Source organism: Streptomyces herbicida (assembly GCF_032656585.1).
GTDB lineage: Bacteria > Actinomycetota > Actinomycetes > Streptomycetales > Streptomycetaceae > Streptomyces > Streptomyces herbicida.
In genome coordinates, this window is record NZ_JAUYWJ010000008.1 from 256957 (window position 1) to 281284 (window position 24328).

Consider the following 24328-nt stretch of genomic DNA (forward strand, 5'->3'; position numbering starts at 1 on the left):
CCTTACTGCTTCTTGCCTCTGAAGGCTGCTTCAGCCTCTGAAGGCTTCCAGTTCCACTTCGACCAGGATGCGCGGATCGACGAAGCCCTCCACGACCAGCAGGGTCGAGACAGGGCGCACGGAGTCGAACAGCTCCTTGTGGGCCCGGCCCACCTCGTCGACGTCCCGCAGATGGGTCAGATACATGCGGGTCCTGAGCACCGACTCGGGACCGAGCCCGAACTCGGCGATCGATTCGAGCGCACTGGTGAAGGCCACCTTGGCCTGTTCGTACGGGTCGCCCTCCCCGTACAGCACCCGGCCCCGGAAGGCCGACGTACCGGCCACCAGCACACGGTCACCCGCCGCGACGGCACGTGCGAAGCCGAAACTCTCTTCCCAGGGACTTCCGCTCTGCACGCGCCGTACGGCATCGCTCATGACACTGAGTCCGTTTTCAAGACGTAGCCTCCAAGGCCTCTTCCAGTGTGAACGCCTTCGCGTACAGGGCCTTCCCGACGATGGCGCCCTCGACACCGAGGGGTACCAGCTCGGCGATGGCCCGCAGGTCGTCCAGGGACGACACGCCGCCCGAAGCCACGACCGGCCTGTCGGTCGCCGCGCAGACGTTCTTCAGCAGCTCCAGGTTCGGGCCCTGCAGGGTGCCGTCCTTGGCGATGTCCGTGACGACGTAGCGGGCGCAGCCCTCCTTGTTGAGGCGCTCCAGCGTCTCGTAGAGGTCGCCGCCGTCGCGGGTCCAGCCGCGGCCGCGCAGGGTCGTGCCGCGGACGTCGAGACCGACCGCGATCTTGTCGCCGTGCTCGGCGATGACCTTGGCGACCCACTCCGGGGTCTCCAGCGCGGCGGTGCCGAGGTTCACCCGGGTGCAGCCGGTGGCCAGCGCGGCCGCGAGGGTGTCGTCGTCACGGATGCCGCCGGACAGCTCCACCTTGATGTGCATCTCCTGCATGCGCTCGGCGACCTCGGCGATCAGCGCACGGTTGTCGCCGGTGCCGAACGCGGCGTCCAGGTCGACGAGGTGCAGCCACTCGGCGCCCGAGCGCTGCCAGGCGAGGGCGGCCTCGAGAGGGGAGCCGTAGGAGGTCTCGGTCCCGGACTCGCCGTGCACAAGACGGACGGCCTGTCCGTCCCGGACGTCGACGGCGGGGAGGAGTTCGAGCTTGCTCACAGTGTTCCGATCCAGTTGGTGAGGAGCTGGGCTCCGGCGTCGCCGGACTTCTCGGGGTGGAACTGCGTGGCCCACAGGGCGCCGTTCTCCACGGCGGCCACGAAGGGTTTGCCATGGGTCGACCAGGTCACCCTGGGCGCGTGCATGGTGGAGTTGTGCGTCTCCAGGGACCAGTCGTGGACCGCGTAGGAGTGCACGAAGTAGAAGCGCGCGTCCGCGTCCAGGCCGGCGAACAGCTCGGAGTCGGCGGGCGCCTCGACGGTGTTCCAGCCCATGTGGGGCACGATCTCGGCCTGGAGCGGCTCGACCGAGCCGGGCCACTCGTCGAGGCCCTCGGTCTCCACGCCGTGCTCGATGCCCCGCGCGAACAGGATCTGCATGCCGACGCAGATGCCCATCACCGGGCGCCCGCCCGACAACCGGCGGTCGATGATCCAGTCACCGCGGGCCTCACGCAGGCCCTGCATACAGGCGGCGTAGGCGCCGACGCCCGGCACCAGCAGGCCGTCGGCGTTCATGGCCGCGTCGAAGTCGCGCGTTATCTCGACGTCGGCTCCCGCGCGGGCGAGGGCGCGTTCGGCGGAGCGGACGTTGCCGAATCCGTAGTCGAAGACCACGACCTTCTTCGGCGCGCTCATCAGTTCCACACCTCCAGCCGCAGCACGCCCGCGACCAGACACATCGCCGCGCCGATCGAGAGCAGCACGATCAGGCTCGTGGGCATCTTCTGCTTGACGAAGGAGATGATGCCGCCGACCAGGAAGAGGCCGACGACGATCAGGACCGTGGACAGACCGTTCATGGTTTACAGCGCACCCTTCGTGGACGGCAGAATGCCCGCCGCGCGCGGGTCACGCTCGCTGGCGTAGCGCAGTGCCCGCGCCAGCGCCTTGAACTGGCACTCCACGATGTGGTGTGCGTTGCGCCCGTAGGGCACGTGCACATGCAGTGCGATCTGTGCCTGGGCGACGAAGGACTCCAGGATGTGCCGGGTCATCGTGGTGTCGTACTCGCCGATCATCGGCGCCATGTTCTCGGGCTCGGTGTGCACGAGGTACGGGCGGCCGGACAGGTCGACGGTGACCTGGGCGAGGGACTCGTCCAGTGGCACCGTGCAGTTGCCGAAGCGGTAGATCCCCACCTTGTCGCCGAGGGCCTGCTTGAAGGCCGCGCCCAGCGCGAGGGCGGTGTCCTCGATGGTGTGGTGCGAGTCGATGTGCAGATCGCCGTCGGTCTTCACGGTCAGGTCGAACAGACCGTGCCGGCCGAGCTGGTCGAGCATGTGGTCGTAGAAGCCGACGCCCGTCGCGATGTCGGTCCTCCCGGTGCCGTCGAGGTCTATCTCGACCAGGACCGAGGTCTCCTTGGTGGTCCGCTCCACGCGTCCAACGCGGCTCATGCGTCCAGCTCCTTCGGGGGAGTGGGGGTGTCCCCCACAAAACACTGCAAGTCACGTACCGCGTCGAGGAACGCGTCGTTCTCCTCCGGGGTTCCGGCGGACACCCGCAGCCACCCGGGTACACCGTTGTCCCGGACCAGGACACCCCGGTCGAGGATCTTCTGCCAGGCGGTGTGGGAGTCCTCGAACCGGCCGAACTGCACGAAGTTCGCGTCGGACTCCGTGACGGCGTAGCCGATCGCCCGCAGCTCGCTCACCAGCCGGTCCCGCTCCGACTTGAGCTGCTCGACGTACTTGAGCAGCGTGTCGGTGTGCTCCAGGGCGGCCAGCGCGGTCGCCTGGGTCACCGCCGAGAGGTGGTACGGCAGTCGTACGAGCTGTACGGCGTCCACCACCGCCGGGTGCGCGGCGAGGTAGCCGAGGCGCAGACCCGCCGCCCCGAAGGCCTTCGACATGGTCCGCGAGACGACGAGCTGCGGCCGGCCCTCGAGCAGCGGCAGCAGCGAGTCGCCGTGGCTGAACTCGATGTAGGCCTCGTCGACGACGACCATCGACGGCTTGGCCGCCTGCGCCGCGTCGTAGAGCGCGAGCACCGTCTCGGGCGGGACCGTGTTGCCCGTGGGGTTGTTGGGGGTGGTGATGAAGACGACGTCGGGCCGGTGCTCGGCGATGGCCCGCCGGGCCGCCGCGAGGTCGATGGTGAAGTCCTCGTTGCGGGGGCCGGAGATCCAGCCGGTGCCCGTGCCGCGCGCGATGAGCGGGTGCATCGAGTACGACGGCTCGAAGCCGATCGCCGTACGGCCCGGTCCGCCGAAGGTCTGCAGCAGCTGCTGGATGACCTCGTTGGAGCCGTTGGCCGCCCAGACGTTCTCCATGCCGAGCGGGTACTTGCCCGTCTTCGTCAGGTAGGCCGCCAGCTCGGTGCGCAGCTGGACCGCGTCCCGGTCGGGGTAGCGGTTCAGATTGCGGGCGGCCTCGCGCACCCGCTCCGTGATCCGCTCGACCAGCGGCTCGGGCAGCGGGTACGGGTTCTCGTTCGTGTTCAGCCGTACGGGGACGTCCAGCTGGGGCGCGCCGTAGGGGGACTTGCCGCGCAGCTCGTCCCGTACGGGGAGATCGTCGATTCCGAAGCTCACTTGCTCGTCGGTACCTTCCACCCGAACCTTGCCTTGATCGCCGCGCCGTGCGCGGGCAGGTCCTCCGCCTCCGCCAGCGTCACCACGTGGTGCGCGACCTCGGCCAGCGCGTCCTTCGTGTAGTCGACGATGTGGATGCCGCGCAGGAAGGACTGGACGGACAGGCCCGAGGAGTGGCAGGCGCAGCCGCCGGTCGGCAGGACGTGGTTGGAGCCCGCCGCGTAGTCGCCCAGCGAGACGGGCGCCCAGGGGCCGATGAAGATCGCACCGGCGTTCTTGACCCGGTCGGCAACGGCGGCCGCGTCCGCCGTCTGGATCTCCAGGTGCTCCGCGCCGTACGCGTCGACCACTCTGAGTCCCTCTTCGACGCCGTCGACCAGCACGATCGCGGACTGCCTGCCGCGCAGCGCGGGGACGATCCGGTCGTCGATGTGCCGGGTGGCCGCGATCTGCGGCTCCAGCTCCTTCTCCACCGCGTCGGCCAGCTCGACCGAGTCGGTGACCAGCACGGCCGCCGCGAGCGGGTCGTGCTCGGCCTGGCTGATCAGGTCGGCGGCCAAGTGCACCGGGTCGGCGGTGTCGTCCGCGAGGACGGCGATCTCGGTCGGACCGGCCTCCGCGTCGATGCCGATCCTGCCCGTGAAGAAGCGCTTGGCGGCGGCGACCCAGATGTTGCCGGGGCCGGTGACCATGTTGGCGGGCGGGCAGGACTCGGTGCCGTACGCGAACATCGCGACGGCGGTGGCGCCGCCCGCGGCGTAGACCTCGTCGACGCCGAGCAGCGCGCACGCCGCGAGGATCGTCGGGTGCGGCAGGCCGCCGAAGTCCGCCTGGGCCGGTGAGGCCAGCGCGACCGATCCGACGCCCGCCTCCTGCGCGGGCACCACGTTCATGATCACGGAGGAGGGGTAGACGGAGCGGCCACCGGGTGCATACAGCCCGACGCGCTCGACCGGCACCCACTTTTCGGTCACCGAGCCGCCGGGCACGACCTGGGTCGTGTGCGCCGTACGACGCTGGGCGCGGTGGACGAGACGGGCGCGCCGGATGGACTCCTCGAGGGCCGCGCGCACGGCCGGGTCGAGGGACTCCAGGGCGTCGGCGAGCGCCTGCGCCGGGACCCGCACGGATTCGAGCCGGACGCCGTCGAACCTCTCCGCGAAGTCGATCAGCGCCGCGTCGCCCCGATGATGCACGGCTTCGCAGATCGGACGCACCTTCTCGAGGGCGGCCTGAACGTCGAAGTCGGCTCGGGGCAGCAGGTCGCGCAGGGCGGGGCCCTCGGGAAGGGCGTCGCCGCGCAGATCGATTCGGGAGATCACAGCCCCAATTCTCTCAGACCGGCGTCGGCCGCCGTCCGCGCGTATCAATGGCTGATACAGAACCTGGCCGGAACCCGGAAGATCCCCTTCACGTCTAGCGTTCGGGACGTCACTCAGCGGGCATGAACGGTTGTACAAAGTTGCGACTCGCGAGTAGTTGAGGAAGAAGGAAGAGCAGTGACCGAGGGGGCCGGCCTGCGCGCCGGGGACCTGCCGGACGATCTGACCGCCGCCGAGGCCGGCATGTGGCAGGCCTTCCGCAACGGCAGTGTGTACGACCTGAGCAGCGGGGACGCCGTCGTGGACGACCCGCACGGCGGTCATCCCTGGGGACCGGAGCGGACCGTGCGGGCCCGGATGTTGTGCTGGCTGCTGCTCGACGGTCCGCCCGCGCTGGCCGGCCGCGTGTCCTCGCTCAAGCTCGCCGGCGTGCGCATCACCGGCGCCCTGGACCTGGCGGGCGGCACGGTCATGCCGTACCTGGAGCTGCGGGACTGCCGTTTCGACCAGGAGGTCCTGCTGCCGGAGGCCCGCTTCACGACCGCGCGGTTCGTGAACTGCTCGATGCCCCGCCTGGAGGCGGCCCGGGTGCACACCGAGGGAGATCTGCATCTGCCGCGCTGCCGCTTCCACAACGGCGTCCGGCTGACCGACGCGCACATCGGCACGGATCTGCTGCTCAACCAGGCGGTCGTCTACCGGGACCGCAGCGGCCGCTCGATCGCCGGGGACGGGATGACCGTCGGCCAGGACTTACAGGCGGAGCTCCTGGAGTCGCACGGCGAGCTGAGCCTGCGCGGGGCCAAGGTCGGGGTCTCGCTGAGCCTGCGCGGCGCCCGGCTGCTCAATCCGTACTCACGGCTCGCCCTGAACGCGCCGCAGCTCACGGTCGAGCGCACGCTGTATCTGACGCCGGCCGGCGTGGGCAGCCCGCTGCTGAGCGGCACGACCCCCGCGCGCGGGACGCGGATCCAGCGGTTCGAGTGCCAGGGCGGGGTGCGGCTGGACGACGGGCGGTTCGGCGACGCGGTCGACCTGGAGCGGGCGCGGTTCACCTTCACCGACGACCAGGAGCTGTCGCTGCGCCGGGTGCAGACGCCCGAGCTGCGCTTCCTCGGGGACACACCGCAGCGGGGCAAGGTGGTGCTGTCGGGCGCGCGGACGGTCAACCTCGTGGACCGCGCGGCCAGCTGGCCGGGGCCGGGCAATCTGCACATGGGCGGCTTCGCGTACGAGAACCTGGTGCCGCAGGGCCCGTTCCCGCTGAACCGGCGGCTGGACTGGGTGGCGGCGGCGACCGCCGAGTACAACCCGGAGCCGTACGAGCGGCTCGCCACCGTGCTGCGGGGGGCCGGCGAGGACGAGGACGCCCGCGAGGTGCTGCTCGCCAAGCAGCGCCGGCGCCGGGAGACGCTGCCGCTGGCCGCCAAGTTCTGGGGATACGTCCAGGACTGGACGGTGGCCTATGGCTACCGGCCGGGCCGGGCGGCCGTGTGGATGGCGGTGCTGTGGGCGGCGGGCACGCTCGCCTTCGCGCACGCCAGCCATCCGCCGATGAACTCCGGCGGTGGGCACCCGGCCTGGAACCCGGCGCTGTTCACCCTCGACCTGCTGCTGCCGGTGATAGACCTCGGCCAGGTGGGCCAGTGGCAGCTGCGCGGCGGCTGGCAGTGGCTGGCCGCGGCGATGATCCTGCTGGGCTGGATCCTGGCGACGACGGTGGCGGCGGGGGCGACACGGCTGCTCAGGCGCGGTTAGGGCCCCGGTGGCGCCAGGCCCTGTGGCAGGGACCCGACAGGGACGGAACAGTCACCTTTTACCCGGCCTTGACCGGTGCGCGTACAACTTTCCTCAGGTTGGGCATACCCCCTGGCGCGTCCCGGACCTGCGGACTTTCAATGGTCGACACCATGGCTCTGCTGCCCGCTTTCATCCGCCCCACCCGGATGAAGAGGATCGCCTCGTTCCCGGCCGAACCGCCGGCCGATGACGAGGTGCTGCTCGACGCGCCCGACGACCGCCTCGGCCCCGCCCTCGTCGCGGCCGGGAGGGGCGAGTTCCGTACCGCTGCCGAGTTGCTCGCCGCCACCCGCGCGGCCGCCGAGTGGGAGAACCGCGACCGGTACACACGACGCCTGGCCGCCTTCGCCCGTTCGCGTGCCGAGTGGTTCGAGGAGTGGCACAGGGCCGCCCCGGACGACCCCGGCGGGCTGCTGGTCAGGGCCCAGCTGGCGGTGGACCGCGCCTGGCCGTCACCGGCCCGCGCCGAGCTGCTGCGCACCGTAAGCCCCCTGATCACGGCCGCCGCGCGCGCCGACGACCGCGACCCGGTGCCGTGGCGCATCGCGCTGGACCACGCACGCGGCTCGAACGCCGGGCCCAAGTACTTCGAGGAGCTGTGGGGGGCGGCGGTCCGGCGGGCCCCGCACCACTACGGCTGTCATGTGGCGGCCCTGCGCTATCTGGCCGCCTCCTGGCACGGTTCCCACCGCGAGTGCTTCGACTTCGCCGATCTGGCCGCGCAGGACGCCCCGCCGGACTCGCTGGTCCAGGCTCTGCCCGCGCGGGCGGCCCTCGGCTATCTGAGCGACGACTGCGGAGCCCAGGTGCCGCGGGAGCGGCTGGACGCGGCGGCCGACCGGGCGATCGCGCTCTCCGCCCGGTTCCCGGCGGCGGACCCCTGGCCGGCCGAGATCCGCAACAAACTGACGTACGTCCTCGTCACGCTGGGCCGCCGTCAGGACGCCCTGGCCCAACTGCGGCTGATCGGCCCGTACGCCACGTCCTTCCCCTGGGACCGGCTGTCGGACGACCCGCTGGGCCACTTCCTGCGGCTGCGCGCCGAACTCCTGACGACGGTCCGCCCGGCGCCGCAGAAGCGGCTGATCCCGGGCCCCCGGCGCCCACGGACCGGGCACGGCGGACATGCCCACGCCGGTGACCATTAGGGTGGCGCAGTGACCACCGTCCGTCTCCCCCTCTTCCCGCTGAACTCGGTGCTGTTCCCGGGGCTCGTGCTCCCTTTGAACGTCTTCGAGGAGCGCTATCGCGCCATGATGCGCGAACTGCTGAAGACCCCCGAGGACGAGCCGCGCCGGTTCGCCGTCGTGGCGATCCGCGACGGCTACGAGGTGGCGCCGAGCGCACCGGGCATGCCGGACCCGACGGCCGTGCCCGAGCGCGGCCCGGCGGCGGGCTTCGGCACCGAACCGGCCAAGGCCTTCAACGCGGTGGGCTGTGTGGCCGACGCGGCGACCATCCGGGAGCGGCCGGGCGGCACCTTCGAGGTGCTGGCGACCGGCACGACCCGGGTGCGGCTGCTGTCGGTGGACTCCTCGGGCGCGTTCCTGACGGCCGAGCTGGAGGAGCTGCCGGAGGAGCCGGGCGACGGGGCGGGCACGCTGGCGGAGGGGGTGCTGCGCGCGTTCCGGCAGTACCAGAAGCGCCTGGCGGGCGCGCGGGAACGCTCGCTGTCCACGAACGGGGAACTCCCGGACGAACCGGCGGTGGTCTCCTACCTCGTGGCGGCGGCGATGATGCTGGACACCCCGACGAAGCAGCGCCTGCTCCAGGCTCCGGACACGGCCGCCCGCCTGCGGGACGAGCTGAAACTCCTTCGCTCGGAGACGGCCATCATCCGTAACCTGCCGTCGTTGCCGGCGTCGGACCTGACGCGCGGCCCGACGAGTCTGAACTGAGGCCGGAACCTCGATGGCGAAGAAGTCGAAGAAGCAGCAGTCCGCAGGCACCCCCGCCACGGTGGCGCTGACGGCCGCGGGCGTGGACTACACGGTCCACGCCTACGACCACGACCCCGGCCACCCCTCCTACGGCGAGGAGGCGGCCGAGGCGATGGGCGTCTCCCCCGACCGGGTCTTCAAGACACTGGTGGCGGACGTGGACGGCACACTGACGGTGGCCGTCGTCCCCGTGGCGGGCTCCCTGGACCTCAAGGCCCTGGCCACGGCCGTCGGGGGCAAGCGGGCGGCGATGGCGGACCCGGTCCTCGCCGAGCGCACGACGGGCTATGTCCGCGGCGGCATCTCCCCGCTGGGCCAGCGCAAGAAGCTCCCCACGGTCCTGGACGAGTCGGCCTCGGCGCACACCACGATCTGCGTCTCGGCGGGCCGCCGCGGCCTGGAGGTCGAGCTGTCCCCGGCGGACCTCGCCGGCCTCACCGGGGCGACGCTGGCTCCCATCGGGCGCGTTTGACCTCTCGACGGACGTCCCTTCCTCGGTTAAGTACGAGGGACATGTCGAAGAAAACCCGGAAACGCAAGTGGCGCATCAAGAAGGGCCGCTCGAACCACGGGAGGCGACCGGCGTAGCGGCCACCCCTCGGCGCCGGCCGGCCCGACCAGCCCGACCAGCCCGTCCGGCGCCGAACGACGAGACCGTTCGGGCCGAAACGGGGTCCTCCGGAACCAAGCGCCCGAGCACCCTACGCCGACGGCACCGCATACGGCCCCCGCTGGCACAGGACCCCTCCCCACACGGGGACCTCCGCCCCCACCCACATCAACGCCAACCCGCACGCCCAGCCCGTCCAGCACACGAGGACGAGACCGCCGGCACCGAAACGCCCGAGCGCCCTACGCGGGCGGCGCCGCGTACGGTCCCTGCTGGTACGGACCCTCCTCGTACGGGTCCGGGTCCCGGGGACCGAACAGTGCCGTCAGTCCGAGGTGCACGACCAGCGCGGCCAGCGGCCATGCCAGCAGCGCCCCCTTCGCCCCCAGCTTCAGCGGCGCCGAGAAGGTGACACCCTTGCCGACCTGCCTGGCGTGGGCGAGGACGTCCTGGGCGGGCCCCAGCCACACGCCGAGCCGCCACGCGAGCAGCGCTCCGAGCAGCCCCCCGAGGGTCAGCGCCACCACCAGCGGCACACCCCCGCGCCGGCGCAGGAGGAAGACGACGACCGCGCTGACCGCTCCGAAGGCCAGGGCGAGCAGCGTGAACGTTCCGTCCACCCCGATCGCCTGCTCCCCCTCGGTGTCCTTGATGTAGACCACCCAGCCCCGGCCCACCTGGTCCCCGACCAGCGGCACATGCGGAGCCAGCCACAGCCACAGCAGCCCGAGCAGCACCCCGCCGAGCGCCACCGACAGCGTGATCACGGCCGCCTCGCGCACTTCGGTCTTCATTCCGGGACCGTCCTGTTCGTACACGCCTCCGACCGCCCCGGCGGGCGGCGGCGCCTGCCAGGCCTGGTGCGAGGACTGGTCGTGCGGCGGCGGAGGCGGAGTCAGCGGTGCGGTCACCCTGACATCGTGCCAGGTCGGCCCGGGCGGCGCGTCACCGGACGGCAGCCCGCCGGTACGCCCAGGTGGCCACGGCCAGCGAGACGACGCCGACAGCGGCGCACACGCCCAGGTCAGCGACGACGAGCGCCCAGTCGGGATGCGCCCCGAAGGTCCGCGCATAGGCCTCCACCCCGTACGTCGAGGGCAGCAGGTCCCGGGCCAGCCGCACGATCTCCGGCATCCGGTCGGGCGGCAGCACACCGAGCAGCAGCGCCGCCGACATGCCCAACTGACCCAGCAGCGTGGCCAGTTCGAGCCGTGACGCGAGCAGTCCGAAGGCCGCCCCGAGCCCGGCGAGCGCGGCGCCCGCGAGCGGGATCACGGCCATCAGAATCCAGAGGTTGGTCAGCGGCAGTCCGAAGAGCACACAGCCGAACACGGCCGTCACAAGTGTTCCCGGCACGGTGAAGGACGCATACGCCCCCGCCGCTCCGAGCACCACCGCCGCGGGCGGCACCGGCAGGGTCGCGTAGTGGTCGAGCCCGCCGCCGGCCCGCAGCTGCCCGAAGTACTGGGCGAGCAGGTTCAGCGCGACATACGCCACGACCACGACCGACGAGCCCGCCACCACGGACTGGGCCTCGACGCGGGTGTCCACCACCCCGCGCATCATGATCATGATGCCGACCGACTGGAAGGTCGCCACGAACAGCAGCGGGATCCGCGCCACCCGCGCGCGGGAGAGCTGCGCCCGGTACACGGCCGCCAGCGACGGCCACAGCCGGGCGGCCGGCGCGAGCTCGGCCGCACCCCTCGCCGTGTCCTCCACGGCCACGGCACTGCCCGGCAGAACCTCGGCGGGTACGACACTCACCTGGAACCGCTCCTCTTCGTCACGGATCTCACGCCGCTCCATACGCACACGGCTCCCCGCCCGCTCACCCCTTCACCAGCCCCTGCCGTGCGGCACCGCCGAGCGCCAGGTAGACGTCCTCCAGGCTGGGCGTGGCGAGCGTGAAGTCGTCCAGAGCGGCGAACGCGGCCCCGCCGGTCACCGTGGCGACGGCGGCGCGGGCCTCCTCGGGAGCCAGCCGCAGCGTCCAGCGGCGCCCGGCCTCCACGGCCCGCTCCCGCAGCACGGCGACCTCGGGCACCTCCAGCGGCGCCCGCTCCCGCCACACCAGCTCGACGCGCACCTCGCCGTCGACCCGCTCCTTGAGCCCGGCCGGGGTGTCGCAGGCGATGACCCGGCCCTCGTCGAGGACGGCGACCCGGTCGAGCACGGTCTCGGCTTCGATGACGTTGTGGGTGACCAGCAGCACGGTCGTGCCGCGCTCGGCGCGCCGCCGGTCGACAGCCGTCCACACGGAGCGCCGGGCCACCGGGTCCATACCGGTGGTCGGCTCGTCGAGCACGAGCAGCGGCCGCTCCCCGACCAGCGCGGTGGCGAAGCAGGCGAGCCGCCGCTGCCCGCCGGACAGCTTCTTCAGCGCCCGCCCGGCGATCGGGGTGAGCCCCAGCTCGTCGAGGACGGCGTCTCGCTCGGTCCGCGCCCGCCCGAGGTCCAGTCCGCGCAGCCGTGCGGTGGTCTCCACGGCGAGGGAGACCGTCAGCTCGTCGAGTGCGGTGGATTCCTGGCCGAGGTAGGCGAGGATGCGGGAGGCCCGCTCCGGATGACGCACGATGTCGTGGCCGAGGATCTCGACACTGCCGGCGTCGGGCCGCAGCAGCCCGGTCAGCTGGCGTACGAGGGTGGACTTGCCGGCCCCGTTCGGCCCGAGCAGTCCGAAGATCTCTCCGCGCCGGACGTCCAGCTCCACCCGGTCGGTGGCCCGCACCTCGGGCGCGTCCGGTGTTCCGCGCCGTCCGCGTACGGCCGGGTAGGTCTTGGTCAGCCCGCGCACCGCGCACACGACGTCACCGGAATGCCGTAGAGCCTGTGCCGAGCGCGTGTTCACAAAGGACGAGAGTACGGGGTCCGGGACCTTTACTCGCCTTTGGGGCCTCCTACCTCGGTTCATTCTCCAGCGGGCGCATGTTCCGCCGCCGTGGGGACGTCGATCTCCCGCCAGAAGCCTGCCCGGATGGCGTAACGGTCGTGCTCGTCGATCTGGTCGTCCTTGTGAGCCAGCAGTCCGAAGCGGGCCGCGTAGCGCAGCAGCTCGCCGTCGATGCGGTGCGGGATGCGCGGATACATGCCGGACAGCTTCTGCAGATGACTCTGGTCGCTGAGCCGGGAGATCCATCGCCGGGCGAAGACCTGTCCCACCTCGTACGGGTCGCCGCCGACCGTGGTGATGTCCTCCTCCCGGTCGGCCCACCGCTGCTCGGCGGTGGTCAGCTGGGCCAGCATCGGCATGGAGGCGGCCTCCGCCGACTCCGCGGTCACGCCCGGGCGGTCCACCCAGCCCTTGTCGGAGGACCAGCGCAGGGTCGCGGTCGCCGGGTGCTGGACGGGCTGGGCGCCGGGGGCCCTCAGCGCGGCGAGGTCCTTGGGGGTGGGCACGCCCTTGGACGGCACCCGCTCCTGGGTGCCGTTCTCCGAGACCGCGGCGGCCGGCGCGTGTTCGCCCTCCTCCGGCGGCCGCTCGGCCGCGGCGGCGAGCGAGGACTCGGGCAGCGGCGCGGAGAGGATCGCGGCGATCTCGGGGCGGGGCGCGGGCGGCGGCGCGCAGATGCCGGTGAGCTCCTTGGCGCGTACGGCCTTGGTGATCCAAGTACGGTCCAGGACGCGCCGTTCGTCGGCCTCGGCGACCAGGTCCTCGGACTGGTTGTAGTCGCCGTCGGCGGCCTGTACGGCCCACAGGTGGACGGCGACGCCGTGCTCCTTGGCGGCCATCATGCCCGGCAGCAGATCGCCGTCGCCGGTGACGAGGACGACGTCGGAGCAGGCGCGGTTGCGGGCCAGCTCGGTCAGCTCGGCATGCATGGCGGCGTCCACGCCCTTCTGGGCCCAGCGTCCGTCGCTGCGGGTCAGGGCGCCGAGCCGGACGGTGACCCGGGGCATCACGCGCAGCCTGCGATGCTCCGGTTGGGGGACGCGGTCGGGGGCGCCGTCGAACCAGTAGATGCGCAGCAGCGGGCGCTCGGTGTCGGCCTCGGCGCGCTCGCGCAGTGCCTGGATGAGCGCGGTGTGGTCGACGGTGATGCGGGAGCGGGAGGGTTCGCCGGCGAGGAGGCTGGCTGCGGCCCCCAGCAGGTACCCGGCGTCCACCAGGACGATGCATCGGTCCACACGACTCACCCTCTTCCCCGGAGGTTTGCTTCGGGCCTGATTCGAGTCTGCCCGACTGCGCGGGGGTTAACGGCCCGAACTCGATCTTCGGCGTGGCGTTTCGGGGCCTCGCTCGCCGACCAACCCTGTCACAGACGGTAATTATCCGACATGCGCCTCTTGTCAGGCTATGTGAATCTGATTCCGGCCCTGGCCCCTAGATCCCCCACAGGAGGCAGATCACCATGGCCAAGAACAAGAACCGCAAGCAGGGCGGCCAGCAGACCCGCGCGTCGCAGGCAGAGCAGGCCCGTGAGCAGGCGCAGCGGACGTCGACGGAGGCGCACGAGTCTCCGGCGGCGAACATCCAGGGCAGCCCCGCCGATGTTGCCCGTAAGCAGAAGAAGAGCTTCGGCCACAACTGAAGCCGGGGCTGTTGAGCCCAGGTACTGACGAGGGGCGTACCCGCTGCCGGGTACGCCCCTCGGTCATGTCTTTGCCGGGCCGGTCGCTCAGCCCGCCAGGCAGGACGGGCCGAGCAGCACCTTCAGGTCTCCGAACAGGGCCGGATCGGGCTTCACACGGTGCCGGTCGAGGCGCAGGACCGTGGTCTTGCGCGGGCCCTGGAGCCTGATGCGGACCTCGCTGTCGCCCTTGTGGTGGCTGAGGATCTCACCGAGGCGGCTGACCATGGGCGGGGTGACCCTGGTGGCCGGGATGGTCAGGATCACGGGGGCGTTGGTGCCCGCGTTGGAGAGGTCGGGAACCATCAGCTCCATCGCCACGAGCCGCGGCACGTCCTCCCGCTTGTCGAGCCGGCCCTTGACGAACACGACCGCGTCCTCGACGAGTTGGGTCGAGATGAGCTGGTACGTCGCCGGGAAGAACATGCACTCGATGGAACCGGCGAGGTCCTCCACCGTGGCGATCGCCCAGGCGTTGCCCTGCTTGGTCATCTTGCGCTGGAGGCCCGAGATGATGCCGCCGATGGTGACGACCGCGCCGTCCGCGTGCTCGCCTCCGGTGAGCTGGGCGATGCCCGCGTCGGCCTTGTCGGAGAGCACGTGTTCCAGGCCGAAGAGCGGGTGGTCGGAGACGTACAGACCGAGCATCTCCCGCTCCTGGGCGAGCAGGTAGGTCTTGTCCCACTCGTCGTCGGTGAAGACGACGTCGAGTCCGAAGCCCGGCTCGCTGCTGGTCTCCTCGCCCATCCCGCCGAACAGGTCGAACTGCCCCTCGGCCTCCTTGCGCTTGACCGCGACCACGTTGTCGATCATCGGCTCGTACTGCGCGGTGAGGCCCTTGCGGGTGTGCCCCATGGTGTCGAAGGCGCCGGCCTTGATCAGGGATTCCGTGGTGCGCTTGTTGCACGCGACAGCCTCGACCTTGTCGAGGTAGTCGGGGAAGGAGGCGTACTTGCCCTTCGCCTTGCGGCTCTTGATGATCGACTCGACCACGTTGGTACCGACGTTGCGCACCGCTTCGAGGCCGAAGAGGATCACGTCGTCGCCCTGGGCGGCGAAGTTGTGCACCGACTCGTTGACGTTCGGCGGGAGCACCTTGATGCCCATGCGGCGGCACTCGTTGAGGTAGATCGCCGACTTGTCCTTGTCGTCCTTGACGGAGGTGAGGAGCGCGGCCATGTACTCGGCGGGGTAGTTCGCCTTGAGGTACGCGGTCCAGTACGACACCAGGCCGTACGCCGCCGAGTGGGCCTTGTTGAAGGCGTAGCCGGCGAAGGGGACCAGCACGTCCCACAGGGCCTGGATGGCCTCGTCGCTGTAACCGTTCTTGCGGGCGCCGGCCTGGAAGATGGTGAAGTTCTTCGCCAGCTCGTCGGGCTTCTTCTTGCCCATCACGCGGCGGAGGATGTCGGCCTCGCCGAGCGAGTACCCGGCGATGATCTGGGCGGCCTTCTGCACCTGCTCCTGGTAGACGATCAGGCCGTAGGTGACGGCCAGGACCTCTTCGAGGGGCTCCTCCAGCTCCTTGTGGATCGGCGTGATCTCCTGCTGCTTGTTCTTGCGCAGCGCGTAGTTCGTGTGGGAGTTCATGCCCATCGGGCCCGGGCGGTACAGGGCCGACACGGCGGAGATGTCTTCGAAGTTGTCGGGCTTCATCAGGCGCAGCAGCGAGCGCATGGGGCCGCCGTCGAACTGGAAGACGCCGAGGGTGTCGCCGCGCTGGAGCAGTTCGAAGGTCGTCGGGTCGTCCAGCGGGAGGCCCAGGAGGTCGATGTCGACCCCCTTGTTGGCCTTCACCATCTTGACGGCGTCGTCCATGATCGTGAGGTTGCGCAGGCCCAGGAAGTCCATCTTCAGCAGGCCGAGCGACTCACAGCTCGGGTAGTCCCACTGCGTGATGGTCACGCCGTCGGTATGGCGCACCCAGACCGGGACGTGCTCGGTGATGGTCTCGCTGGACATGATCACGCCGGCGGCGTGCACGCCCATCTGCCGGACCAGGCCCTCCACACCGCGCGCGGTGTCGATGACCTTCTTCACGTCAGGCTCGTTCTCGTACATCCCGCGGACCTCGCCGGCCTCGCTGTAGCGCGGGTGGCTGGGGTCGGTGATGCCGGACAGCGGGATGCCCTTGCCGAGGACGTCGGCGGGCATGGCCTTGGTGATGCGGTCGCCCATCGCGTACGGGTAGCCCAGCACGCGCGCGGAGTCCTTGATCGCGTTCTTGGCCTTGATGGTGCCGTAGGTGCCGATCATGGCGACCTTGTCGGCGCCGTACTTCTCGGTCACGTACCTGATCACCTCGACGCGCCGACGCTCGTCGAAGTCGATGTCGACATCGGGCATCGAGATGCGCTCGGGGTTGAGGAACCGCTCGAAGATCAGACCGTGCGGGATCGGGTCGAGGTCGGTGATGCCCATGGCGTAGGCGACGATCGAACCGGCCGCGGAGCCTCGGCCGGGGCCGACCGCGATGCCGTTGTTCTTGGCCCACATGATGAAGTCGGCGACCACGAGGAAGTAGCCGGGGAAGCCCATCGAGATGATGACGTCCATCTCGTAGTCGGCCTGCTTCTGGCGGTCCTCGGGGATGCCGCCGGGGAAGCGGCGCTCCATGCCGCGGCGGACCTCCTCCTGGAACCAGGTGACCTCGGTGTAGCCCTCCGGAATGTCGAACTTGGGCATGAGGTCGCGCTTCTCGAACATGCCCGTGGTGTCGATCTGCTCGGCCACCAGGAGCGTGTTGCGGCAGCCCTCCTGCCAGGCGTCCGAGGAGTCGATGGCGTACATCTCGTCCGTGGACTTCAGGTAGTAGCCGGTGCCGTCGAACTTGAAGCGGTCGGGGTCGGAGAGGTTCTTGCCGGTCTGGATGCACAGCAGGGCGTCGTGGGCGCCCGCCTCGTGCGCGTACGTGTAGTGCGAGTCGTTGGTGACCAGCGGGGGGATGCCGAGCTTCTTGCCGATCTCGAGCAGGCCGTCGCGGACCCGGCGCTCGATCTCGATGCCGTGGTCCATCAACTCCAGGAAGTAGCGGTCCTTGCCGAAGATGTCCTGGTAGTCGGCGGCGGCCTTCAGGGCCTCGTCGTACTGGCCGAGGCGCAGCCGGGTCTGGAGCTCGCCCGAGGGGCAGCCGGTGGAGGCGATGAGCCCCTCCGACCACTGGGCGATGGTCTCCTTGTCCATCCGGGGCCACTTCTGCAGCCAGCCCTCGGCATACGCGTCCGAGGAGAGGCGGAAGAGGTTGTGCAGGCCCGTCGCGTTCGCCGCCCAGATCGTCTTGTGGGTGTAACCGCCCGAACCGGAGACGTCGTCCCTCTTCTGGTGCGGCTGGCCCCACTGGATCTTGCGCTTGTTGCGCCGGGACTCGGGGGCGACATAGGCCTCGATCCCGATGATCGGGGTGACTCCGGCCTTCTTCGCGGTGTGGAAGAAGTCGTACGCCCCATGGAGGTTGCCGTGGTCGGACATGGCGATGTGCGTCATGCCCATTTCGTTGCACGCGTTGAACATGTCCTTGAGCCGCGCGGCACCGTCCAGCAGCGAGTACTGGGTGTGGACGTGCAGGTGCGTGAAGGGCGGCTTTGACACGGTTTCGGCCTCCGAGGAAAACAGGCGTCGACGATCTTCCGACCGGCTGCGGACAGTCTGGGGGACAGCGTCGAAGTCTATGCCCCGGCACTGACACAGGACGGGCACTCCCGCGTACCTTCGTCCGTTGGGACAGTTCGGAAGGCCCGCCCGGACGGATGTCCCATCCGTCCCATACGTCACGCATCACCTGCACCAGGAGGCACCCAGCGATGTCGGTACCCCAGCTCAACGACGAGCAGCGCGGCGAGGAGATCCTCGCCGTCTTCGACACCGCCTTCGGCCAGCTCCTGGCCGCCGACCCGGCCGCGTTCCGCGTGAAGTTCCGGAAGATGGCGGCCTCGGCCTTCGCGTTCTACCGGGGCACGGCGGCCCTCTTCTACCACGACCTCGACGCAGAGAAGCGCGGCGGCCCGTACCTGGACGAGCGCACCTCGCGCGTGTGGATCCACGGCGACCTGCACGCCGAGAACTTCGGCACGTACATGGACTCGAACGGCCGCCTGGTCTTCAACGTCAACGACTTCGACGAGGCGTACGTCGGCCCCTTCACCTGGGACCTGAAGCGCTTCTCCGCCTCCATCGCGCTGATCGGCTACGCGAAGGCGCTCAGCGACGAGCAGATCACCGAGCTGGTGCAGGTGTACGCGGGCGCGTACCGCGAGCGCATCCACGCGCTGGCGACCGGCGCCAAGAGCGACGAGGTGCCGCCGTTCACGCTGGACACCGCGCAGGGTCCCCTCCTCGACGCGCTGCGTGACGCCCGTTCGCTGACCCGCTTCGGGCTGCTGGACTCGATGACCGAGATCCGCGACTTCGAGCGCCGCTTCGCGTCGGGCGGCGGTTCCATCGAGCTGGACGCGGCCACCCGCTACAAGGTGCTCGCCGCCTTCGACGGCTATCTGGAGACGCTGCCGGAGACCTCCCTGGCCCGCCCGGACTCGTACCGGGTGAAGGACGTCGTGGGCCGCCGCGGCATCGGCATCGGCTCGGCCGGCCTGCCGTCGTACAACATCCTCCTGGAGGGTCACAGCGACGCCCTGGAGAACGACGTCGTGATCTACATCAAGCAGGCTCAGACCCCGGCCGTCTCCCGGCACATCACGGACCCGGCGATCGCGGAGTACTTCCAGCACGAGGGCCACCGCACGGTGATCTCGCAGCGCGCCCTGCAGGCACACGCGGACCCGTGGCTGGGCTGGACCGAGCTGGACGGCGCGGGCCAGCTGGTCGCCGAGGTCTCCCCGTACGCCGTGGACCTGGACTGGGGCGACATCGACGACCCGGAGGAGATCGCGGCCGTGGTCGCCGACCTCGGCCGGTCCACCGCCACCATGCACGCGGCGGCGGACGACACCTCCGGCGAGTCCCTGGTGCCGTTCTCCACGGAGCGGGCCATCGACGCGGCGATCGCGGCCGACGAGGAGGGCTTCGCGGGCCTGCTGTCGGACTTCGCGCACAGCTACGGCGCACGCGCGCGTGCCGACCACCAGATCTTCGTGGACCTGTTCCGCAACGGCCGGATTCCGGGGCTGTAACCTTCCCGGATTCACAGGCCCTCTTTAGGGGTCTCTTACCTGAGTACGTGACAGACTCTCCAGCGCTATGGACATATCCGGGACTCAGCTCAGAGCCGTGCGCGCGGCGCTGTTCACGGCGTTCGTCGTGACACTCAGCACCGCGGCGCACGTCCTGCTGTCCCGGGCCCCGCTGCCGCTGACGACAGTGGCGGCGGTCGCCGCCGGAGTGTTCCTCACCGCGTACGCGCTGGCGGGCCGCGAGCGCGGCTTCGGCCGCATCGCGGCGCTGCTGGTCCCGCTGGAACTGGCCGCCGACACGGTGTTCACCACCGGTCAGCACGAGTGCTACGGCAGGGCGGGCGGCCCGGTCGCCGGCCCGCTGCGCGCGGTCGGCCTGGACGTGCTGTGCGGCGGCGGTGCCGTGGGCACACCGCTGGCCCAGGTGACCGGCGGCCCCGGCCAGGCCTCCGCGCTGTTCGCGCACGCCGACCCGGCCGCCGCGTGGCTGCTGCTCGCCGCGCACGTCGGCGTCGGCCTCCTCGCGGCCGCCTGGCTGCGCCGGGGCGAGCGGGCGCTGACCCAGCTTCTGCGGGCGGTCGCCGCGACCGCCTTCCGGCCGCTGCTCGCGGTGGGCGCGGTCACGGTGCGGCGGGCTCCGGTACGCCGGCCGCCGCGTCCCGCGCCGCGCAAGGCCCCCGCCCGCGATCTGCTCCTCGTGCACTCCCTGGGACGGCGTGGACCGCCGTGCTCCTGCTCTCGCTCACTGGCCCTCGCCTGAGCGACGGCATCTGAGCACAAGCAGTCCCCCACACGTATCCCGCGCACGACACGTGCGCGTCCCACATGGAGATCACCAAGATGAGCAAGCGGAACAGCCAGGCGGCGAAGAACGCGGCCCGGGAGCGGCTGCGCCTGGAGCGCGAGAAGCAGGCCAAGCGCGCCAAGGTCAAGCGGCAGGTCATCGTGGCCTGCTCGGTGGTGGCGGTACTGGCCGCGGCGGGCGGCATAGGCTACGCCGTCGTCCAGGCCAACAAGCCCAGCTACTGGGAGGGCCTGAAGGACGCCAACGTCGCCGCCCCGGCCAACACCACGGGCACGAAGGGCACTACGGTCGTCATCGGCAAGGACACGGCCAAGAAGACCCTCAAGGTCTACGAGGACCCGCGCTGCCCGGTGTGTGCCTCGTTCGAGCAGGCCGTCGGTTCGACCGTGAAGAAGGACATCGACGACGGCAAGTACAAGATCGAGTTCATCAGCGGCACGTTCATCGACAACCACGACAACGGCGTGGGCTCCAAGAACGCGCTGAGCGCACTGGGCGCCGCGCTCAATGTCAGCCCCGAGGCGTTCCTCGAGTACAAGACCGCCGTGTACTCCGCGAAGTGGCACCCGGACGAGACGACCGACAAGTTCAAGGACGACGGCTACCTCATCAAGGTCGCCGACACCGTGCCCGCGCTGAAGGGCAACGCGAAGTTCCAGGACGCGGTCAAGAAGGGCACCTACGACGCCTGGGCGATGGCCATGTCGAAGACCTTCGACGACAACAAGGACGGCGTGACGGGCACCCCGAGCTTCGTCCTGGACGGCAAGAAGCTCATCGCCGACAACCAGGGCAACCCGCCCATGTCGGTGGCCGATTTCAACAGGGTGGTCGACGCGGCCCTGAAGGGCTGATGCCCTTCCTGACGACCCGTCAGAATCTGATCACCGCATGAAGGGCGGGCGAACATTCAGAGTTCGCCCGCTCTCGCGCGTACCGATCAGTAACCTGATCGGTCGTGACTAGTCCATACAAGCCATCCGAGGCAGCCAAGCGCCTCAACTCGCTCTCGCCCCGCCGCCGTACGGTCGTCAAGGCCGCGGCGGCGACTGCTGTCCTGGCCGGACCGCTCGCCGCCGCCCTTCCGGCGCGCGCCGCCGACCAGGCTCCCGCCTTCCTGCACGGCGTCGCCTCCGGTGACCCGCTGCCCGACGGCATCCTGCTGTGGACCCGTGTGACCCCCACCGCCGACGCGGTTCCCGGATCCGGGCTCGGCCCGGACACCGAAGTGAGCTGGGTCGTCGCCACGGACAAGTCGCTGACGAACATCGTCGCCAAGGGATCCACCACCGCGACCGCCGCCTCCGACCACACCGTCAAGGCGGACATACGCGGCCTGGCCCCGGCCACCGACTACTGGTTCCGCTTCTCGGCGGGCGGCACCAACTCTTCGGTGGCGCGCACCCGCACCGCGCCGGCGGCGGACGCGGCCGTGCCGGGCCTGCGCTTCGGCGTGGTCTCCTGCGCCAACTGGGAGGCGGGCTACTTCTCCGCGTACCGTCACCTCGCCGCCCGCAACGACCTCGACGCCTGGATGCACCTCGGCGACTACATCTACGAGTACAAGTCCGGCGAGTACGCGGCCCGCGGCACCGTCGTCCGCCCGCACGCGCCGGCGAACGAGATCCTCACGCTCGCCGACTACCGCACCCGGCACGGCAAGTACAAGACCGACCCGGACCTGCAGGCCCTGCACCTCAAGGCGCCGGTCGTCGCGATCTGGGACGACCACGAGTTCGCCGACAACGCCTGGTCGGGCGGCGCGGTCAACCACACCGAAGGCGCCGAGGGCACCTGGACCGCCCGTCAGGCGGCCGCCAAGCAGGCCTACTTCGAGTGGATGCCGGTCCGCCCCGCCGTCGCGGGCACCACCTACCGCCGGCTGCGCTTCGGCAAGCTCGCCGACCTGTCCCTGCTCGACCTGCGCTCCTTCCGCTCGCAGCAGGCGTCCACGGGCAGCGGCTCGGTCGACGACCCCAACCGCACCATCACGGGTCGTGCGCAACTCGACTGGCTGAAGGCCGGCCTGAAGGCCTCCGACACCACCTGGCGGCTGGTCGGCAACTCGGTGATGATCTCGCCGTTCTCCTTCGGCTCCCTCTCCGCCGACCTGCTCAAGCCGCTCGCCAAGCTGCTCGGGCTGCCGCAGGAGGGCATCGCCGCCAACACCGACCAGTGGGACGGCTACACCGACGACCGCCGCGAGCTGCTGGCCCACCTGCGCTCCAACGCCATCGGCAACACCGTCTTCCTGACCGGTGACATCCACATGGCGTGGGCCAACGACGTGCCGGTGGACGCGGGCACCTACCCGCTGTCGGCCTCGGCCGCCACGGAGTTCGTGGTCACGTCGGTGACCTCCGACAACCTCGACGACATCGTCAAGGTCCCCGAGGGCACCGTCTCCGCGATCGCCTCGCCGATCATCCGCGCCGCCAACCGGCACGTCCACTGGGTCGACACCGACCGCCACGGCTACGGCGTCCTGGACATCACCGCCGACCACGCGCAGATGGACTACTACGTCCTGTCCGACCGCACCAGCGCCAACGCCACCTCGTCCTGGGTGCGTTCGTACCGGACGCGCACCGGCACGCAGAAGGTCGAGCGCACCTACGACCCCGTGTAACGGCCCGCTAGAGCGATTCGAGGAAGCCGAGCGCCACCCGCCAGGTGGCCTCGGCGGCCTCCTCGTCGTAGTCCGGGAGGTCGGGGTCGGTGTAGAGGTGGCCCGCCCCGGCGTAGCGGTAGACCTCCACATCGGCGCCCGCCCGGCCCATCTGCAGATACCAGGCGCTCAGCCAGTCGTCCGTCTCGAACGGGTCCGGCTCGGCCACGTGCAGCTGGACCGGCAGATCGTCCACCGAGGCGCTCGGCGCGATGTCCGACGTGCCGTGCAGGAGCAGCAGTCCGCGCGCCTTGCCGTCGCCGAGGGCCAGGGTCTGCGCGACGGAGGCGCCCAGCGAGAACCCGGCGTACACGAGCCCCCGCTCCGAGTAGGGCGCCGCCGCCAGGACCGCCCGCTTCAGCAGCTCGTCCTTGCCGATCTCCTCCTTGAAGGCCATGCCCTCCTCGACCGTCTCGAACGTGCGCCCGTCGAAGAGGTCCGGCGTCCACACCTCGTGCCCCGCGGCCCGCAGACGGTCCGCGGCCGCGCGCACCGCGGGCCCGAGGCCATAGGTCGAGTGAAAGAGCATGATGTTCATGAGGCCATCGTGCCAGCCGGGTACGACAGCGCCCGACCACGGCCCTACCCGTCCAGCTCCCGAACACACATGTTCGTGACCGCCCGGTGCCGGTTACGTTCGGAGGCATGGAGAACGTACTGCGCCCTCTGATCGTGGTCGGCGGCGCCGTGGTCCTCACCGTGCTGATCGGGTGGGCCACGGATCTGCTGCTGCGCAAGGCCGACGAACGGCACAGCGAGACGCCTCTGTGGGGCCTGCTGCGCCGCGCCCGCGTCCCCTACCAGCTGGTGCTGTGCGCGGCCCTGCTCAGAGGATCCTACGACCAGGCGGAACTGCTGCAGGAGCACCGCGTCGGCATCGGCCGGGCGCTGACCCTGGTGCTGATCGGGTCGGCGGCCTGGCTGGTGGTGCGCATCGCGGCGGCGATCGTAGAAACCTCCTACAGCCGCTACGCCCGCGCGCACCGCGACCCGGCCCGGCTCCGCCGGGTCCGCACCCAGGTGTCGCTGATCATGCGGGTGGTCTCGGCGGTCGTCGGGGTGGTCGCCGTCGCCTCGATGCTGCTGACGTTCCCCGCGATGCGCGCGGCCGGTGCCTCGCTGCTGGCCTCCGCCGGCATCCTGGGCATCGTCGCCGGTGTCGCCGCACAGTCCACGCTGGCCAATATGTTCGCGGGGCTGCAGATCGCCTTCGGCGACATGGTGCGGCTCGGCGACACCGTCGTGGTGGACGGCGAGTGGGGCACGGTCGAGGAGATCACGCTGACCTTCCTGACCGTACGCACCTGGGACGAGCGCCGGATCACCATGCCCGTGTCGTACTTCACCTCCAAACCCTTCGAGAACTGGTCCCGCGGCACCCCGCAGATGACCGGGATCGTCTTCTGGCACCTCGACCACTCGGCGCCCGTCGAGGCGATGCGCGAGAAGCTCCGGGACCTTCTGCGTGAGTGCCCGGCCTGGGACGGCCGTGACTACGGGCTCGCGGTCACCGACTCCACGCCGAACACCCTGCAGGTACGCGCGCTGGTGACCGCCAAGGACGCGGACGACGTGTGGACCGTGCGGGTCGCGGTCCGCGAGCAGATGATCCGCTGGCTGTGCGCGGAGCATCCGTACGCGCTGCCCCGGGTCAACACGGCGGACGCGGTCCTGCCGCCGGGCGGCGTCCCCTCCCCCGACGGCGCGGTGCGCCGGGCGCACGAGCCGCCGCGGACCGGCCGGGGGTGAACCCCGGTGACCCCCTCCTTCATCGGACCCGCTG

General features: G+C 70.6%; 23 protein-coding genes. 10 read left to right on the top strand and 13 right to left on the bottom strand.

Annotated features, from left to right (window positions below; genetic code table 11):
* Positions 1-30: 30 nt before the first annotated feature.
* Genes Q8A52_RS19010 through hisD form a run of 7 tightly spaced genes read right to left on the bottom strand, consistent with a single transcriptional unit; the run spans position 31 to position 5025 of the window.
* Positions 31-420, bottom strand: a complete 390-nt coding sequence (locus Q8A52_RS19010) for a RidA family protein (RefSeq protein WP_316753698.1) — start codon at positions 418-420, stop codon at positions 31-33.
* Positions 421-436: 16 nt separating this feature from the next.
* Entirely contained in the window at positions 437-1168 is a 732-nt protein-coding gene (gene priA, locus Q8A52_RS19015; RefSeq protein ID WP_316753700.1) for a bifunctional 1-(5-phosphoribosyl)-5-((5-phosphoribosylamino)methylideneamino)imidazole-4-carboxamide isomerase/phosphoribosylanthranilate isomerase PriA, read from the bottom strand.
* Positions 1165-1806 (bottom strand): imidazole glycerol phosphate synthase subunit HisH, encoded by a 642-nt coding sequence (gene hisH, locus Q8A52_RS19020; protein ID WP_316753702.1) that lies wholly within the window; start codon positions 1804-1806, stop codon positions 1165-1167. The genes priA and hisH overlap by 4 nt, the downstream gene beginning before the upstream one ends.
* Positions 1806-1970: a hypothetical protein gene (locus tag Q8A52_RS19025; RefSeq protein WP_316753704.1), complete on the bottom strand. Its 165-nt coding sequence runs from the start codon at positions 1968-1970 to the stop codon at positions 1806-1808. The genes hisH and Q8A52_RS19025 overlap by 1 nt, the downstream gene beginning before the upstream one ends.
* 3 nt (positions 1971-1973) lie before the next feature.
* Positions 1974-2567, bottom strand: coding sequence for an imidazoleglycerol-phosphate dehydratase HisB (gene hisB / locus Q8A52_RS19030; protein WP_030783530.1), 594 nt, complete (start codon positions 2565-2567; stop codon positions 1974-1976).
* A complete protein-coding gene (locus tag Q8A52_RS19035) occupies positions 2564-3703 on the bottom strand; it encodes a histidinol-phosphate transaminase (RefSeq protein ID WP_316753712.1) in 1140 nt (379 codons plus the stop codon). Before Q8A52_RS19035 ends, hisB begins: the two co-directional genes overlap by 4 nt.
* A complete protein-coding gene (hisD, locus tag Q8A52_RS19040; RefSeq protein ID WP_316753714.1) occupies positions 3700-5025 on the bottom strand; it encodes a histidinol dehydrogenase in 1326 nt (441 codons plus the stop codon). The genes Q8A52_RS19035 and hisD overlap by 4 nt, the downstream gene beginning before the upstream one ends.
* Positions 5026-5202: 177 nt before the next feature.
* On the opposite strand from hisD, the gene Q8A52_RS19045 reads away from it, so the two are divergent.
* From Q8A52_RS19045 to ybaK, 4 genes are all read left to right on the top strand, one after another.
* Positions 5203-6783 carry an oxidoreductase gene (locus Q8A52_RS19045; protein ID WP_316753716.1) on the top strand — a complete coding sequence of 527 codons (1581 nt, stop codon included), beginning with the start codon at positions 5203-5205 and terminating at the stop codon, positions 6781-6783.
* Positions 6784-6923: 140 nt separating this feature from the next.
* Positions 6924-7973, top strand: coding sequence for a hypothetical protein (locus Q8A52_RS19050; protein ID WP_316753718.1), 1050 nt, complete (start codon positions 6924-6926; stop codon positions 7971-7973).
* Positions 7974-7982: 9 nt separating this feature from the next.
* On the top strand, positions 7983-8723 hold the full coding sequence (locus Q8A52_RS19055) for an LON peptidase substrate-binding domain-containing protein (protein WP_316753719.1): 741 nt from the start codon (positions 7983-7985) through the stop codon (positions 8721-8723).
* A gap of 13 nt (positions 8724-8736) precedes the next feature.
* Positions 8737-9237 carry a Cys-tRNA(Pro) deacylase gene (gene ybaK / locus Q8A52_RS19060; RefSeq protein ID WP_316753722.1) on the top strand — a complete coding sequence of 167 codons (501 nt, stop codon included), beginning with the start codon at positions 8737-8739 and terminating at the stop codon, positions 9235-9237.
* A gap of 380 nt (positions 9238-9617) precedes the next feature.
* Here the strand turns inward: ybaK and Q8A52_RS19065 are convergent, their stop codons facing one another.
* The 4 genes from Q8A52_RS19065 to Q8A52_RS19080 all read right to left on the bottom strand — a co-directional run bounded on the left by Q8A52_RS19065 (position 9618) and on the right by Q8A52_RS19080 (position 13503).
* Positions 9618-10286, bottom strand: coding sequence for an AAA family ATPase (locus tag Q8A52_RS19065; protein WP_316753723.1), 669 nt, complete (start codon positions 10284-10286; stop codon positions 9618-9620).
* A gap of 34 nt (positions 10287-10320) precedes the next feature.
* Positions 10321-11142 (bottom strand): ABC transporter permease, encoded by an 822-nt coding sequence (locus Q8A52_RS19070; RefSeq protein ID WP_316753930.1) that lies wholly within the window; start codon positions 11140-11142, stop codon positions 10321-10323.
* Positions 11143-11206: 64 nt separating this feature from the next.
* Complete coding sequence (locus Q8A52_RS19075) at positions 11207-12226, bottom strand: ABC transporter ATP-binding protein (protein ID WP_316753726.1); 1020 nt, start codon at positions 12224-12226, stop codon at positions 11207-11209.
* 59 nt (positions 12227-12285) lie between these two features.
* Positions 12286-13503 carry an NYN domain-containing protein gene (locus Q8A52_RS19080; protein ID WP_316753728.1) on the bottom strand — a complete coding sequence of 406 codons (1218 nt, stop codon included), beginning with the start codon at positions 13501-13503 and terminating at the stop codon, positions 12286-12288.
* Positions 13504-13727: 224 nt separating this feature from the next.
* Between Q8A52_RS19080 and Q8A52_RS19085 the strand changes: the two genes are divergently transcribed.
* Positions 13728-13907, top strand: coding sequence for a hypothetical protein (locus Q8A52_RS19085; protein ID WP_316753730.1), 180 nt, complete (start codon positions 13728-13730; stop codon positions 13905-13907).
* Positions 13908-13994: 87 nt separating this feature from the next.
* Here the strand turns inward: Q8A52_RS19085 and dnaE are convergent, their stop codons facing one another.
* Complete coding sequence (gene dnaE, locus Q8A52_RS19090) at positions 13995-17534, bottom strand: DNA polymerase III subunit alpha (protein WP_316753732.1); 3540 nt, start codon at positions 17532-17534, stop codon at positions 13995-13997.
* 212 nt (positions 17535-17746) lie between these two features.
* Here dnaE and Q8A52_RS19095 point away from each other — a divergent pair, with 212 nt between their 5' ends.
* The 4 genes from Q8A52_RS19095 to Q8A52_RS19110 all read left to right on the top strand — a co-directional run bounded on the left by Q8A52_RS19095 (position 17747) and on the right by Q8A52_RS19110 (position 22506).
* Positions 17747-19072 (top strand): DUF2252 domain-containing protein, encoded by a 1326-nt coding sequence (locus Q8A52_RS19095; protein WP_316753734.1) that lies wholly within the window; start codon positions 17747-17749, stop codon positions 19070-19072.
* 67 nt (positions 19073-19139) lie between these two features.
* Positions 19140-19832, top strand: a complete 693-nt coding sequence (locus Q8A52_RS19100; RefSeq protein ID WP_316753736.1) for a hypothetical protein — start codon at positions 19140-19142, stop codon at positions 19830-19832.
* 80 nt (positions 19833-19912) lie between these two features.
* Entirely contained in the window at positions 19913-20731 is an 819-nt protein-coding gene (locus tag Q8A52_RS19105; RefSeq protein ID WP_316753738.1) for a thioredoxin domain-containing protein, read from the top strand.
* Positions 20732-20835: 104 nt separating this feature from the next.
* Positions 20836-22506, top strand: coding sequence for an alkaline phosphatase D family protein (locus Q8A52_RS19110; protein WP_316753740.1), 1671 nt, complete (start codon positions 20836-20838; stop codon positions 22504-22506).
* Between the two features lie 7 nt (positions 22507-22513).
* Here the strand turns inward: Q8A52_RS19110 and Q8A52_RS19115 are convergent, their stop codons facing one another.
* Positions 22514-23083 (bottom strand): dienelactone hydrolase family protein, encoded by a 570-nt coding sequence (locus Q8A52_RS19115; protein ID WP_316753743.1) that lies wholly within the window; start codon positions 23081-23083, stop codon positions 22514-22516.
* A 107-nt stretch (positions 23084-23190) separates the two neighbouring features.
* On the opposite strand from Q8A52_RS19115, the gene Q8A52_RS19120 reads away from it, so the two are divergent.
* Entirely contained in the window at positions 23191-24294 is a 1104-nt protein-coding gene (locus Q8A52_RS19120; protein ID WP_316753745.1) for a mechanosensitive ion channel family protein, read from the top strand.
* Positions 24295-24328: the final 34 nt, after the last annotated feature.

Excerpts from the sequence above, each read along its gene's own strand:
- hisH (WP_316753702.1), bottom strand. The coding sequence starts at position 1,806 with ATGAGCGCGCCGAAGAAGGTCGTGGTCTTCGACTACGGATTCGGCAAC.
- Q8A52_RS19050 (WP_316753718.1), top strand. The coding sequence starts at position 6,924 with ATGGTCGACACCATGGCTCTGCTGCCCGCTTTCATCCGCCCCACCCGG.
- Q8A52_RS19115 (WP_316753743.1), bottom strand. The coding sequence starts at position 23,083 with ATGAACATCATGCTCTTTCACTCGACCTATGGCCTCGGGCCCGCGGTG.
- Q8A52_RS19120 (WP_316753745.1), top strand. The coding sequence starts at position 23,191 with ATGGAGAACGTACTGCGCCCTCTGATCGTGGTCGGCGGCGCCGTGGTC.
- Q8A52_RS19100 (WP_316753736.1), top strand. The coding sequence starts at position 19,140 with ATGGACATATCCGGGACTCAGCTCAGAGCCGTGCGCGCGGCGCTGTTC.
- hisB (WP_030783530.1), bottom strand. The coding sequence starts at position 2,567 with ATGAGCCGCGTTGGACGCGTGGAGCGGACCACCAAGGAGACCTCGGTC.
- Q8A52_RS19095 (WP_316753734.1), top strand. The coding sequence starts at position 17,747 with ATGTCGGTACCCCAGCTCAACGACGAGCAGCGCGGCGAGGAGATCCTC.
- Q8A52_RS19105 (WP_316753738.1), top strand. The coding sequence starts at position 19,913 with ATGAGCAAGCGGAACAGCCAGGCGGCGAAGAACGCGGCCCGGGAGCGG.
- Q8A52_RS19010 (WP_316753698.1), bottom strand. The coding sequence starts at position 420 with ATGAGCGATGCCGTACGGCGCGTGCAGAGCGGAAGTCCCTGGGAAGAG.
- Q8A52_RS19025 (WP_316753704.1), bottom strand. The coding sequence starts at position 1,970 with ATGAACGGTCTGTCCACGGTCCTGATCGTCGTCGGCCTCTTCCTGGTC.
- ybaK (WP_316753722.1), top strand. The coding sequence starts at position 8,737 with ATGGCGAAGAAGTCGAAGAAGCAGCAGTCCGCAGGCACCCCCGCCACG.
- Q8A52_RS19085 (WP_316753730.1), top strand. The coding sequence starts at position 13,728 with ATGGCCAAGAACAAGAACCGCAAGCAGGGCGGCCAGCAGACCCGCGCG.